Source organism: Pseudonocardia halophobica (genome assembly GCF_050948485.1).
GTDB lineage: Bacteria > Actinomycetota > Actinomycetes > Mycobacteriales > Pseudonocardiaceae > Pseudonocardia > Pseudonocardia halophobica.
The window spans coordinates 5,377,828-5,390,733 of sequence record NZ_CP192046.1 but is presented as its reverse complement, the minus strand read 5'-3'; the positions used below and the strand labels follow the sequence as shown (position 1 = coordinate 5,390,733).

Genomic DNA, 12,906 nt, shown 5'->3' with positions numbered 1-12,906 from the left:
TGTCGTCCTCACGTGGTCTGGATCGCGCCGTCCGGGCAGGAGCCGGCGCCGCGGAGCGCATCGGCCTCGAGCCCCGGTGGGACCTCGGCCTCCGCGCCCAGGATCGTGTTGTAGCCCTCGTCGTCCAGGGTGTAGACCCTGGGCGCGACTGCGGCGCACAGCCCGTGTCCGCAGCACAGAGCTGGGTCGACGACGAACCTCACTCCGCCGCCACCTCGCGCTCGCCGGGGGTGAAGACCAGCGGCAGGGTGTCCATGTTGCGTGCGACCCCGCTGTTGCTGAAGGTCGGCGCCTCGCCGGGGGCCACCCGTAGGTCCGGCATCCGGCGCAGCACCTCGGTCAGCGCGCAGCGCATCACCAGCCGTGCCACGTGTGCCCCGACGCAGCGGTGCGGCCCGTAGGAGAACGCCAGGTTCACCGGCACCCGCCGATCCAGGTCGACCACGGCCGGGTTGTCGGTGACCCGCGGGTCCCGGCACGCCGCGGCCTCCGACAGCATCACCAGGTCGCCCGCCGCGATCTTCTGACCGGCGATCTCGGTGTCCTTCGTCGCCGTGCGGCCCAGCGCGGTGACCGGCGCGTAGATCCGGATGACCTCCTCGACGACGTTCGCGTGCAGGTCCGGCTCGGCGGCGAGCCGCCGCACGTGGTCGGGGTGCGTCGCCAGGTGGTGGGCCAGGGAGGCCAGCGTGTGCGAGGTCGTGCCGATCCCGCCCGCCAGGAAGTCGATCATGGTGAACAGCTTGTGCTCGTACGGCGCGGGCTCGCTCTCGTCCGTCTCGACGCCCGCGAGCACGGCGTCCACGAAGTCGTTCTGTTCGGGGCCCTCGGCCCGCTCCTTGAGGTAGGCGTCGAGGAACCCGCCGATGACGCCCCAGGCCTCCCCGCGCCCCTCGCCGGGGCCGCGGATCGCGTCGTCCGTCGCCTTCTGGACCGGCGGGATCTGGTCGAACGGCACCCGCAGGAACGACCCGAAGAAGACCCGCGCGGGCAGCTGCGCCGCGAACTCGGCGACGAAGTCGCAGCTCCCGCGCTCGATGAACGAGTCGATCAGGAAGTTCGCGTGCTCGCGGATGCCCTCCTCGAGCGGGGCGATCGCCTTCGTGGAGAAGTACGGACCCAGCGCCTTGCGCCAGCGGGTGTGGTACGGCGGGTCGATCTGCAGCGGGTACAGCTTCATCCCGCCATCGCCCTCATTGCCGTGGGCGGGCTCGAACCCGCGGGTGGAGGTGAAGGTCTCGTGGTCGACCGCGCACCGCTTGAAGTCCTCGGCGCGGTTCACGACCCAGTACCCGCCGAACGCCTCGCTCCGCGCGACCGGGCACTTGTCCAGCACCGCCTCGAGCACCTCGTCGTAGTGCTCGGTGAACTCCGGGGAGTCCAGGTCGTAGTCGGTGAAGTGGTTGCGGCCGCCGATGACCCCCGGCGCGTCGTCCAGTGCTTGAACGTCCTGCTGCTGCGTCACTGCAGCCTCCTGAGGGATCCGAAAACCGTGCGAGCGCTCGCCCGCTCTGAGTGATCCAGAGACTTGCATCACCCACATGACCATGTCAAGGTCTGCGCTACACGAGCGGCGGTCTCGTGGTGTTCAGGATTTACGAACAACCTACTTCCCGTGGAGAAGTCAATGTCGTCACTCCGCTTCGGCACGTTCCTCGCCCCGCTGCATGCCACCGGCGAACACCCCGCGGTCGCCCTGCAGCGCGACCTCGAGCTCGTCGAGCACCTGGACCGCCTCGGCTACGACGAGGTCTGGATCGGGGAGCACCACTCGGCGGGCCACGAGATCGTGGGCACCCCCGAGATCTTCATCGCGGCCGCGGCCGAGCGGACGCGGCGGATCAGGCTGGGCACCGGCGTCACGTCCGTGCCCTACCACAACCCGCTGTGGGTGGCGGAGCGCATGGTGCTCCTCGACCACCTGACCCGCGGTCGGACCATGTTCGGCGCCGGGCCCGGATCCTTGCCGACCGACGGGGCGATGCTCGGGCTGACCCCGACCGACACCCGCGAGCTCCTCGAGGTGAACCTCGACATCATCCTGCGCCTGCTCGCCGGGGAGTCGGTCACCGAGCGCACCGCGACCCACAACCTGGTCGACGCGCGCCTGCAGTACGGACCCTTCACCCAGCCGTGCTTCGACATCACCGTGGCCGCGGTCGCGTCACCCACCGGTCCGCGCCTCGCCGGTCGGCACGGGGTCGGCCTCATGTCGATCGGTGCCACGTTGACCAAGGACGGGTTCGACGCGCTCGCCCACCACTGGAACGTCGTCGAGGAGCGCGCGGCGGCGCACGGACGGCCCGCACCGTCGCGCTCGTCGTGGCGGCTCGTCGGCGCGATGCACATCGCCGAGACCCGCGAGCAGGCGATCCGGGACGTCGAGTTCGGGATCGAGGAGTGGTTCCGCTACTTCCAGAAGGTCGCGGCGTTCCCGCAGATGGTGGTCGAGGGCGGGAACGTGCGCGAGATGATCGACTTCATCAACGAGGGTGGGTTCGGTGTGATCGGCACGCCGGAGGACGCCTGCCGCCAGGTCGAGCGGCTGGTCGCCCAGTCCGGCGGGTTCGGCGCGATGCTCCTGCAGGCGCACGACTGGGCCAACCCCGCGGCGACGCTGCGTTCCTACGAGCTGCTCGCGCAGCGGGTGTTCCCCCACTTCCAGGGCGGGCCCGCCACGTTCGCCGCGGCCACGACCGCAGCGAAGGAGCGGGCGATGGGCTCGCGCGACGAGCACTTCACCAAGCATGCGGACGCCATCGCGCACATGACCGAGAAGTACCAGAAGGAGGTCGTGGAGACCGGGGCCTGACGGCATCGCCACGGCGTGGCGTTCGGATATCGTGAACACCATGCCGCTGGACGTCGAGGACGCCGAGGTCGGCGGGCGGGTGCGGGCGGCCCGCTCGGCCGCGGGGATGAGCCTGCGCACGCTCGCGAAGGCCCTCGGGGTCAGCGTGGGGACGATGAGCCAGCTGGAGACCGGGCGCACCACGCTCTCGGTCGTCCGGCTCAACCGCATCGCGTCGCTGCTCGGGCGCACCGTGGACGACATCCTGTCGGGTCGGACCGCCGACCCGGTGCCCCCGCCGTACACCTCGGCCGCCTCCACGGACCGGGCCTGGCGCCGGTACGCCCCGCTGGACCTCGACCCCGTGCTGCGCGCCGCGATGACGGTGTTCCAACAGACGGGCTACCACGGGGCGACCGTCCGGGACGTGGCGCGCGAGTCCGGACTGTCCGTCTCGGGCATCTACCACTACCACGCCAGTAAGCAGGAGATGCTCCAGCGCATCCTCGACCTCGGCATGGAGGACCTGCTCTGGCGCTGCCGGGCGGCCGTGGACGCGGGCGCCGACGAGGTCGAACGGTTCGCGCTGCTCGTCGAGACGATGGCGCTGTTCCACACCCATCGCCGCGAGGTCGGCTTCCTCGCGGCGAGCGAGATGCGCAGTCTCGACGAGTCCGCCCGCGCGGACATGACCGTCCGCCGGGCCCTCCAGCAGCGGCTGGTCGACACCCAGGTGGCGGCCGGCGTGGAGAGCGGTCGCTTCGAGACCCCGTTCCCGCGCGAGGTCTCCCGGGCCGTCGTGACGATGTGCAAGTCCATCGCCGAGTGGTTCAACCCGGCGGGGGACCTGCGACCCGACGAGGTCGCCGCCCGGTACGTCCACTTTGGCCTAGAGATGGTGCGCTACACGGACCGCTGACCGGCGCTCCCGGATGCTCCTATGGATGTCAAGCGACGGCTGGGGCGTCGTGGGATGTGAGTAGTTCTTGGTAGATCTCTCGGGCGATGTAGCGCTTGAGGCAGCGGATGATCTCTTTCTTGGACATGCCCTCGGTGGTGCGGCGGTCGCGGTAGGCGCGGGTGCGTGGGTCCCACCGCAGTCGGCAGAGCACGATCCGGTAGAGCGCGGCGTTGGCTTGCCGGTCCCCGCCACGGTTGAGCCGGTGGCGGTGGGTGCGTCCGGAGGAGGCGGGCAGTGGTGCTGCCCCGCAGAGCATGGCGAACGCCGCCTCGGAGTCGAGCCGTTCGGGGTCCTCTCCTGCGGTGACCAGCAGCTGTCCGGCGACCTCGGTGCCGACCCCGTTCAACGCGACCAGGCCCGGGTTGATCGCGGCGACCAGCGGGCCCAGCAGTGCGTCGAGTTCGGCGATCTCGGCGGTGAGGCGTTGGTGGCGCTGAGCGAGGCTGCGCAGCGCGATCAGGGTCGCGGTGGCGGGGTCCTTGGCCCGGCTGTGGTCAGGGCGGCGAGTCGCGCAGTGGGTGATCAACCGACGGGTGGTCAGTCCGCGCAGTTCGGTGCGCAGTGTCTCCGGAGCCGTCACGACCAGCGATTTCATCTGGGTCTGTGCTTCGGCTCGGTTGCTGATGGCGCTGCGTCGAGCGACTCGCAGCGCGCGTAGTGCTTCCACCTGTCCGTCGCGGTGTTTCGGGGTGCCGGTAGCGCGTCCGGACAGCGCGGCGCGAGCGGCGGCCTCGGCGTCGACCGGGTCGGACTTGCCCTGCCAGCGGCGGGTCTTGCGGTCGGGGCGGTCGACCTCGACCACCTCGATCCCGGCGGCGTGCAGGTGGCGTGCCAGGCCTGCGCCGTAGACACCGGTGCCCTCGACCCCGACCCGTAGTAGCAGTCCGAAGCCCTGCAACCAGGCCAGCAGACTCCGATAGCCGCACGGCGTGGTCGGGAACTGGCGGTGGCCCAGTAGCCGACCCGCGGAGTCCAGCACCGCAGCGGTGTGGGTGTCTTTATGAGTGTCGATCCCACCGGTGACCTGCAGCTCCTGGGCGGAGCCCATCACAGAACGGGTGGGCTGTGTCATCGTGGTCACTGTCGTCCTGTCCTTTGAGCGTGCAGGGCGGCACGCACCAGCCGGGCTGGCGGACAAGACAGTGATGGGTGCCTGCTGGCACAGGCTCCTATGAGGTCACGACGCCGTCCGGTGCGTGCAAGCGAGTCCCGCAGTCAGCCGAACGACAGATCCAGTTCAGGACCCGAGGTCAGTCAGGGCTTGGGTCAGAACGACCGGCTGCGGGGCTCGCCTACATCCTCACTGTCAGGGCTGGACGCTGCCCGCGAGGCGGTCGGCCACGCCGAAGTCCGGGGACGGGGGCTCGGGGTCGGTGGCGAGGTCGGTGAGGGCGACCGACCCGGCGGCGACGGCGCCCGCGTCGTCGTCTGGGTCCGTGGAGGTGCCCTGGACGAGGGTGGGGGTGAGGACGCCTTTGGGGCCCGCGGTGTAGGACAGGTCGATCAGTGGCGTGTCCGACGTCGGCACCGACCGCACCTCGGCGGCCACGGCGCCCGCCGCGACCTTCGGGTAGTTGACGTTGAGGACCATCTCGTCCGGGAGGAGGGGGCCCTGGCCGCGGTCGGCGGCCAGCCGCCCGACGAGGCGCGCGGTGTAGTCCGCGGCGGCGGCGAACTGGGCGGGGTCGGCGTTCCCGCCCGTCGACGGCCCGCTGACCGCGATCGCCGGGACCCCGAACTCGACGGCGGTCATCGCGGCACCCACGGTGCCGGAGTGGATCGCCGACTCGCTCACGTTGTGGCCGCTGTTGATGCCGGAGACCACGAGGTCCGGTGGTGCGCTCGCCATCACCGAGCGCAGCCCGACGGCGGCCGCGTCGGCGGGCCTGCCGCCGACCGCCCACACGTCCTGGCCGTGGGCCGTCAGCGACAGCGTGCCCTTCAGGGTCAACGAGGCACCGGTGCCGCTCTGGTCGTCCGCGGGTGCGACCTCCACAACGGTGTGCCCGGCGCGCCGCAGTGCCTTGCGCACGGCCACGACCCCGGGTGCCGACCAGCCGTCGTCGTTGGTGAGGAGGATGCGCAGCGGGGCGGCCTGCTGCGTCACCGCCTGCGCGGCCGCAGGGCTCGTCGGCGAGGCGACCGGGCCCCCGCCCGCACCGCCGGCACACCCCGTCAGGCCCAGCACGAGCACCCCACCCACCGCCAGCAGACCGTTCCGGCCCATGATCGCCACCCTTCGCTCGGTCCGATGATCGGACCAGAACAAGGTGGCGTGGAGGTGAGGAACAGGTGGACCGTTGACGTCGAAGCCGGCCGGGGGCAGTGAGTGCGCACCGGCCTCGACCGAGCAATCGCTCGTCTGGTCCGCTGTCCAGACCCTTGCCTGGCCTGCTGTGACCATGTCAAAGTGGGAACGCGTGATGCACCTCCCCGGATCTGTTCAGCTCTGCTGAACACCGGGACGGAGGGTTCAAGTCGCAGATCTCGAAGGAGAGACATGGTCGACGAGTGCTCTGTGCCCCAGCGGCCCCGTCCGTTCGGGAGGGGCTGAGCGCATGACCTCCGTACACCTCGCCGCCGTCGGCACGTTGGTCCTGCTCATCGTCGTGGCCACCCTGTGGTCGGTGAACATGGGGGCGCTCGCCTTTCTCGCCGCCTTCGGGCTCGGCACCTTCGTGCTGGGCCTCGACGCCGGGGAGATCCTCGTCGGGTTCCCGGCGGAGCTGTTCGTGGTCCTGGTCGGGGTCACCTACCTGTTCTGCACGGCGCAGCGCAACGGCACGGTCGACTGGTTTCTGCACCATGTGGTCCGGGTGGTCGGTGGTCGCGCGGGCGCCATCCCGTGGGTCTTCTTCCTGCTGACGGCGGCGTTGTGCGTCTTCGGTGCCGCGGGTGCCGCGGTGGTGGCGATCCTGATGCCGATGGCCATGAGCTTCGCGACGACCTACCGGATCCGACCCCTGCTCATGGGGATCATGCTGGGGCTCGGCAACTCCGCGGGTGCCTTCTCCCCGATCGGGATCTTCGGGGTCATTGTGGGCGGGGTGGCCGAGCGGAACGCGATCGGCAACGACGAGTGGCTGCTGTTCGGCGCGGCGTTCGCGGCGAGTGCCGCGGCGGCGGTCGCCGCCTACGTGGCCCTCGGTGGCACCGAGCTGGCCTGGTCCGACGCATCGGCGGAGGGCGGCGAGGCCGTGCCGATCGGGCACCGGGGCGAACCGCGGGGCGGAGACGTGCCGGGCCCGGCGGGAGCGCCGTCGGCCGGCTCGCCCGCGGCCACGGGCTCCACCGCGACGCCCACCGCCGACCGCGCGACGGCCCACCCGACGTTCGGCCGTGAGCAGGCGTGCACGGTCGGCGGGTTCGGCGTCGTGCTCGTCGGCGCCCTCCTCCTCGGGCTCGACGTGGGTTTCCTCGCGCTGTCCGTGGCCGTCCTGCTGACCCTGCTGTTCCCGCGGACCGGTCGCTCGGCCGAGTCGGGGATCGCGTGGTCGGTCGTGTTCCTGATCGCCGGGGTGTCGACCTACGTGGGTCTGCTGTCGGAGGCGGGGACGATCTCCTGGCTCGGCGACACGGTCGCGTCGACGGGCTCGGCGCTGGTCGCGGCGCTGCTGGTGTGCGTGATCGGGGCGATCGTGTCGGCCTTCGCCTCGACGACGGGCATCCTGGGCGCACTGCTGCCGCTGGCCGTCCCGCTCATCGCCACGGGAGAGGTGGCCGCGGTGGGCCTGGTCGTCGCGCTGGCGATCTCCTCGTCGCTGGTCGATGTGTCGCCGTTCTCCACTGGCGGCGCGCTGGCGATCGCGAACACCCCGGAGCCCCAGCGCGCCGGGGTCTACCGGGGGCTCCTCCTGTTCGCGATCACGATGATGGTGGTCGGACCGCTGGTGACGTGGCTGGTGCTGGTGGTGCCCGGGGTCGGGTGACCCCGAGCCGTCAGATGCGGGTCTGCCGGCTGCGCCAGTGCGGCTCCCGCAGGACGTTCTTGCGGATCTTGCCGACGGGTGTGGTCGGCAGCGGCTCGGTACGGAACTCCACGCTGCGGGGGCACTTGTAGCCGCCGATCAGGCCGCGGCAGTGCCGGACGAGGTCCTCCTCGGTCGCCTCCGCACTGTCCTTGAGCACGACGACGGCGTGGACGGCCTCGCCCCACCGCTCGCTGGGGATGCCGATGACGGCGCACTCGCGGACGGCGGGATGCTCGTAGAGCGCCCGTTCGACGTCCGCGGAGTACACGTTCTCCCCGCCGCTGATGATCATGTCCTTGACCCGGTCGGCGACGTGCAGGTACCCGCGCTCGTCGAAGAAGCCCGCGTCCCCGCTGCGCAGCCAGCCCGCCCGCAGGACGTCGGCGTCGGCCTCGGGGTTGTCGAAGTAGCCGGTCATCACGTTGTCGCCGCGCAGCACGATCTCGCCGACCTCGCCGACGCCGGACTCGGTCCCGTCGGGCCGCAGGGTGCGGATATCCATGCCCGGGATCGCTCGGCCCGCCGAGCGCAGGGTGCCGTCCTCGCGGGCCAGCCCGTCCAGGTGGTCCTGCCAAGTGAGGGCGGTGGCGTAGCCCGCCGTCTCGGTCATCCCGTAGATCTGGTGGAACCGACAGCCCGGCACGAGCTCCATCGCGCGGCGCAGCACCGCCTCCGGCATCGGGGACCCGCCGTACACGCAGGTGTGCCAGGTCGACAGGTCGTACTCGGCCAGCTCGGGCTGGTGCAGCAGCATGTTGATCATCGTCGGCACGAGCACGCTGTTGGTGATCCGGTGTTCGGCGATCCCGCCGAGGAAGGCGAGCGGCTCGAACTTCGGGAGCACCACGTGGGTGCCCGCGGCGAGGGTGATGTACCAGGTCGGTCCGGCGCCCGCGAGGTGGAACATGCCGCCCACGTGTAGGAACCGCAGGTCGCGGGTGCTGGGCAGAATGGCGTGGAAGCACACCGACACCGACACGGCGTTGCGGTGGGACAGCGCGACGCCCTTGGACTGGGCCGTGGTGCCGGAGGTGTAGAAGACGACGTAGGTGTCGTCGCCGCGCCGGTCGGCGTCCGCCACGGGCTCGTGCGCGGCGACGAGCTCCTCGTAGGGGACCGTGCCGAGCGGGGTCGGGTCGTCGCCGATGTGGATGATCGTGGTGATCTCGGGGACGAGCTTCTGCAGCGCCCGGGCCTGCTCGAGGAAGTCGTCGTCCGCGAGGAGCACCGTGACCTTCGCCGCGCGCAGCGCGAAGGCGTTCTCCTCGGTGGCCCAGCGGATGTTCAGCGGGGCGAAGACCGCACCGGCCCACGGGATCGCGTAGAAGAGCTCGAAGAACCGGTCCGAGTTCATCGCCAGGGCGGCGACCCGGTCCCCGTTCCCGACGCCGAGCGCGCGGAGCGCTCCCGCGAAACGCGCGACCCGGTCCTCGGTCTCGCGCCAGGTGTGCCTGCGGTCGCCGCAGACCGTGGCGTCTCCGTCCGGGTTGATCCGGGCGGCGTGGCGGAGCATCTGGGTGGCTTGCACGACGTCCTCCGATTGGTCGGTTCGTGGCTGCTCGGTGGCCGCTCAGTGGCCGCGGAACTCGGGTGTGCGCCGGGCCGCGACCTCGGTGACGCCGGTCCAGGCGTCGTCGGTGCGGCACACCCGCGCCATCGCGCGCGCCTCCAGCTCCATCTGGGCCTCGATCGGCTGCTCCCAGGTGGACAGGAGGAGGTTCTTGATCTCGCCGAACGACGCGGTCGGGCCCGCGGCGAGCTCGACGGCCAGGTCCCGGGCCCGGGCGGTCAGGTCCTCGTCCGCCACGACCTCGGTGACGAGGCCGTGCGCGAGGGCCTCGTCGGCGCTCCAGGTCTGGTTGCGCATGAGGAACTCGGCCGTGCGGCGGACGCCGACCCGGCGGGGGAGGAAGGTCGACCCGCCGCCGTCGCAGAGCAGCCCGATGCCGGTGTAGGCGGCGTAGAACCGTGCGGACCGGGCGGCGAGGCAGAAGTCCGCGGCCGCGGACAGCGCGACCCCGCCGCCGACGACCAGCGCGTGCGCGGCGAGCACCATGGGCGCCCGCATCCGCGCGAACCGCGAGATCGCCGAGTGCAGCCCGACCGTCGCGTCCTTGATGAAGCGGGGGAGGGCCTCCCGGTCCCGGGTCATCGTCTTCAGGTCGGCGCCGACGGTGAAGTAGCGGCCCCGGGCGGTGATCAGGACCGCGCGGACCGCGGTGTTCTCGTCGCATTCCGTGGCCACCCGGCTCAGCGTGGTGCAGAAGTCCAAGTCGAAGGGGTTTCCGCGCTCGGGCTGGTCCAGCGTGACGTGCGCGATCCCGTCCGCGATGTCCAGCGCCACCGGCTCACCCATGTTCGGCCACCTTCTGTCGCGCGATGATCAGCTTCATGATCTGGGCCGTGCCGTCCCCGATCTGCAGTCCGAGCAGGTCCCGCAGCCGTTGCTCGAAGGGCAGGTCCGTGCGGGAGTAGGCGCCGTGCCCGTGGGTCAGCAGGCAGGAGCCCACGATGTCGTAGGCCAGCTTCGGCCCCCACCACTTGCACATCGCCGCCTCGGCGGTGTGCGGCAGCCCGCGGTCCTTGAGCCACAGCGTCTGCAGACACAGCAGCCGGGCCCCGGCGAGCTGGGTCTCTGCCTCGGCGAGTGGGAAGGACACCCCCTGGTGCTGCCACAGCGGACTGCCCATGCTGTGCCGCTCGGTGGTGTAGGCCCAGGTCTCGGCGAGCGACTTCCCGGCCACCGCGAGGCAGAGCAGCCCGAGCAGCGCCCGGCTGTAGTCGAAGCCCTGCATCACCTGGGCGAACCCCGCCCCCTCGGCGCCGAGCAGGTGGTCGGCGGGGATGCGGACGTCGTCGAAGTGCAGCGACCCGCGCCCGACGCTGCGGCCCCCGAGGTCGTCGAAGGCCGTGCGGGTCAGTCCCGCGGTGTCCAGCGGGACGAGGAAGGTGCTGATCCCGCGGGCGCGCGAGTCCGGGGTGCCCGTGCGCGCGAAGACGACGGAGAACGCCGCCTGGGTGGCGAAGCTGATCGAGGTCTTCTCGCCGTTGAGCACGTACTCGTCGCCGTCCCGACGGGCGCGCAGGGTCAGCGCCGCGGCGTCCGACCCGCCGCCCGGCTCCGTGAGCGCGATCGAGGGCAGGATCTCGCCACGCAGCAGCCGCTCGATCCACGGCTCGACGACGGACGGGCGGCCGTGCTCGCTCAGGATCTGGCAGATCAGCGACGCGTTGATCGTGACGTAGCCGATGTTCATGTCCTCGGCGCAGAGCGCCTCGACGACGAGGCCCGCGGTCAGGCAGTCCTGGCCGAGGCCGCCTAGCCGCTCGGGGAACTCGACGCCGAGGAAGCCGAGCTTGCCCATCTCGGCGAGGGTGGCGGGGTCGAGCGCGCCCTCGCGGTCGCGCCGGCGGTAGTGCGGCCCCAGGCGTTCCGCGGAATAGGTCCGGGCGGCCTCGACGAGGTCCCGCTGATGGTCAGTGAGTGCGAACTCCACCGGCGTCAGCTCTTCCGGGCCAGGTCACGGAGCAGGAACTTCTGCACCTTGCCGGTCGCCGTCATGGGCAACTCGTCGACGAGCAGGAGCCTCTCGGGCAGCTTTTGCATCGAGATGTCGCGTCCCTTGAGGAACGAGGTGATGTCCTCCAATGTCGGCTGCTCGCCGGGCTTGGGGACGACGACCGCGCAGGCCTTCTCGCCCAGCCGCTCGTCCGGGTAGGCGACCACTGCAACCTGGGCCACCGCGGGGTGCGCTGCGACGTATCCCTCGATCTCGGCGGCACTCAGGTTCGTGCCGCCGCGGATGATGATGTCCTTGAGCCGGCCGGAGACGCGCAGGTAGCCCTGGGGGTCGAACCGGCCGAGGTCGCCGGTGTGGTGCCAGCCTTCGCTGTCGATCGTGGCGGCGGTCCGCTCCGGGTCGCGCCAGTAGCCCAGGATGGCTCCGGGGCCCCAGTAGCAGATCTCGCCCTCCTCCCCGGTCGCGACCTCCCCGCCGTCCGCACCGACGAGCTTGATGCGGACCCCGTCGAGGGCCGGCGAGCCGTCGGAGCCGGCGCGACGTTCGAGCGGGTCGCCGGGGTGGCAGCAGGCGCCGGCCATGATCTCCGAGCAGCCGTAGAGGGGCATCAGGACGCCACCGTCGAAGGCCTTGTCGAACTCGAGGGCGAGGGCCTCGGGGATCGGTGCGCCGGCGCAGAGCCAGAACCGCATCGACGACAGGTCTCGCTGTGCGGTCCGCTGGGCGTCGAGAGCCATCCGGACGAAAGGAGTGGCGGTGGCGCTGGCGGTGCACCGGTACTGCTCTATGCGGCGCAACCCCTCGTTCGGCTCCCAGATGTCGAGCAGGTGCGTCTCGGCGCCGACGGCGAGCGGGCCGAGCACACCGACCACCAGTCCGGTCGCGTGCGCGACCGGTGACGGCATGAACATCACGTCCTCGGGCGTGGTCTGGAACACGTCGTGGGCGAGGCCGCGGGCCGAGTAGTCGAGGGTGTTCCAGGTGTGCACGCAGCCCTTGGCCGTGGACTCGGTGCCCGAGGTGTAGACGATCACGTGCGGGAGGTCGGGATCAGGGTGCGGTCCGAGCTCGGTCTGGTCGGTCGTGGTGGCGCAGGCCGCGTCGAACGCCAGTTCGCCCTCCTCGGCCGCAGCACGGGCGATCACGAGGGTGCCCAGCGCCGGGATCTCCTTCTGCAGGCTGCGGAACATTCCCGCGTGGTCGAACCCACGGAACTCGCCCGTGGTGATCGCTGCGACCGCGCCGGAGTTGCGGAGCACGTGTCCGACCTCGGTCTGGCGGTACACCGTCATGATCGGCACCAGGACCGCGCCGATCCGGGCGATCGCGAGGTACCCGACCACGAACTCGGCCCAGTTCGGCAACTGCATCGCGACCCGGTCACCGGGCCGCACGCCACGGCGCAACAGCGCCGCTGCCAGACCGTGCGCCCGCTCGCGCACGGTCGCGTAGTCGAGCTCGATGGTGCCGTCGGAGACGAAGCGCCGGGTCGGCATCGCGTCGGCCCAGCGGTCGAGCAGCGCCGCGGCCGAGCCGTCCTGCCACCATCCGCGCCCCCGGAAGAGCTGGATGGACTCGTCGTCGTAGCGGTCGTGGACCGTCAGGGTGGCGTGCTGGGCCTCGAGCTCGGGGCTGGCCATTGAATTCTCCGCTTCGTCACGA

The 12,906-nt window shown here is 71.3% G+C and carries 11 protein-coding genes; 3 read left to right on the top strand and 8 right to left on the bottom strand.

Annotation, left to right across the window (positions count from 1 at the left end; genetic code table 11):
• Positions 1–8 precede the first annotated feature (8 nt).
• Both ACQP04_RS25560 and ACQP04_RS25555 read right to left on the bottom strand, forming a co-directional pair.
• On the bottom strand, positions 9–203 hold the full coding sequence (locus ACQP04_RS25560; protein ID WP_433503105.1) for a ferredoxin: 195 nt from the start codon (positions 201–203) through the stop codon (positions 9–11).
• Complete coding sequence (locus ACQP04_RS25555; RefSeq protein ID WP_433503104.1) at positions 200–1,465, bottom strand: cytochrome P450; 1,266 nt, start codon at positions 1,463–1,465, stop codon at positions 200–202. Before ACQP04_RS25555 ends, ACQP04_RS25560 begins: the two co-directional genes overlap by 4 nt.
• 162 nt (positions 1,466–1,627) lie before the next feature.
• On the opposite strand from ACQP04_RS25555, the gene ACQP04_RS25550 reads away from it, so the two are divergent.
• Positions 1,628–2,812, top strand: coding sequence for an LLM class flavin-dependent oxidoreductase (locus ACQP04_RS25550; protein WP_433503103.1), 1,185 nt, complete (start codon positions 1,628–1,630; stop codon positions 2,810–2,812).
• Between the two features lie 40 nt (positions 2,813–2,852).
• On the top strand, positions 2,853–3,710 hold the full coding sequence (locus ACQP04_RS25545) for a TetR family transcriptional regulator (RefSeq protein WP_433503102.1): 858 nt from the start codon (positions 2,853–2,855) through the stop codon (positions 3,708–3,710).
• 28 nt (positions 3,711–3,738) lie between these two features.
• Here the strand turns inward: ACQP04_RS25545 and ACQP04_RS25540 are convergent, their stop codons facing one another.
• Together ACQP04_RS25540 and surE are read right to left on the bottom strand one after the other, a co-directional pair.
• Positions 3,739–4,824 (bottom strand): IS110 family transposase, encoded by a 1,086-nt coding sequence (locus ACQP04_RS25540; protein ID WP_433503101.1) that lies wholly within the window; start codon positions 4,822–4,824, stop codon positions 3,739–3,741.
• Between the two features lie 234 nt (positions 4,825–5,058).
• Positions 5,059–5,979 carry a 5'/3'-nucleotidase SurE gene (gene surE, locus ACQP04_RS25535; RefSeq protein ID WP_433503100.1) on the bottom strand — a complete coding sequence of 307 codons (921 nt, stop codon included), beginning with the start codon at positions 5,977–5,979 and terminating at the stop codon, positions 5,059–5,061.
• Positions 5,980–6,310: 331 nt separating this feature from the next.
• Between surE and ACQP04_RS25530 the strand changes: the two genes are divergently transcribed.
• On the top strand, positions 6,311–7,681 hold the full coding sequence (locus tag ACQP04_RS25530; protein WP_433503099.1) for an SLC13 family permease: 1,371 nt from the start codon (positions 6,311–6,313) through the stop codon (positions 7,679–7,681).
• A 10-nt stretch (positions 7,682–7,691) separates the two neighbouring features.
• Here ACQP04_RS25530 and ACQP04_RS25525 read toward each other — a convergent pair whose 3' ends face one another.
• Genes ACQP04_RS25525 through ACQP04_RS25510 form a run of 4 tightly spaced genes read right to left on the bottom strand, consistent with a single transcriptional unit; the run spans position 7,692 to position 12,884 of the window.
• Positions 7,692–9,251, bottom strand: coding sequence for a long-chain-fatty-acid--CoA ligase (locus ACQP04_RS25525; RefSeq protein ID WP_433503098.1), 1,560 nt, complete (start codon positions 9,249–9,251; stop codon positions 7,692–7,694).
• Positions 9,252–9,293: 42 nt separating this feature from the next.
• Entirely contained in the window at positions 9,294–10,079 is a 786-nt protein-coding gene (locus ACQP04_RS25520; protein ID WP_433503097.1) for an enoyl-CoA hydratase/isomerase family protein, read from the bottom strand.
• Positions 10,072–11,220 carry an acyl-CoA dehydrogenase family protein gene (locus tag ACQP04_RS25515; RefSeq protein ID WP_433503096.1) on the bottom strand — a complete coding sequence of 383 codons (1,149 nt, stop codon included), beginning with the start codon at positions 11,218–11,220 and terminating at the stop codon, positions 10,072–10,074. The genes ACQP04_RS25520 and ACQP04_RS25515 overlap by 8 nt, the downstream gene beginning before the upstream one ends.
• A gap of 5 nt (positions 11,221–11,225) precedes the next feature.
• Positions 11,226–12,884 carry an AMP-binding protein gene (locus ACQP04_RS25510; protein WP_433503095.1) on the bottom strand — a complete coding sequence of 553 codons (1,659 nt, stop codon included), beginning with the start codon at positions 12,882–12,884 and terminating at the stop codon, positions 11,226–11,228.
• Between the last annotated feature and the right edge of the window lie 22 nt (positions 12,885–12,906).

Bases quoted from the DNA above. Each gene is read 5' to 3' on its own strand.
- ACQP04_RS25550 (WP_433503103.1), top strand. From the start codon at position 1,628: ATGTCGTCACTCCGCTTCGGCACGTTCCTCGCCCCGCTGCATGCCACC.
- ACQP04_RS25545 (WP_433503102.1), top strand. From the start codon at position 2,853: ATGCCGCTGGACGTCGAGGACGCCGAGGTCGGCGGGCGGGTGCGGGCG.
- ACQP04_RS25540 (WP_433503101.1), bottom strand. From the start codon at position 4,824: ATGACACAGCCCACCCGTTCTGTGATGGGCTCCGCCCAGGAGCTGCAG.
- surE (WP_433503100.1), bottom strand. From the start codon at position 5,979: ATGGGCCGGAACGGTCTGCTGGCGGTGGGTGGGGTGCTCGTGCTGGGC.
- ACQP04_RS25530 (WP_433503099.1), top strand. From the start codon at position 6,311: ATGACCTCCGTACACCTCGCCGCCGTCGGCACGTTGGTCCTGCTCATC.
- ACQP04_RS25520 (WP_433503097.1), bottom strand. From the start codon at position 10,079: ATGGGTGAGCCGGTGGCGCTGGACATCGCGGACGGGATCGCGCACGTC.
- ACQP04_RS25510 (WP_433503095.1), bottom strand. From the start codon at position 12,884: ATGGCCAGCCCCGAGCTCGAGGCCCAGCACGCCACCCTGACGGTCCAC.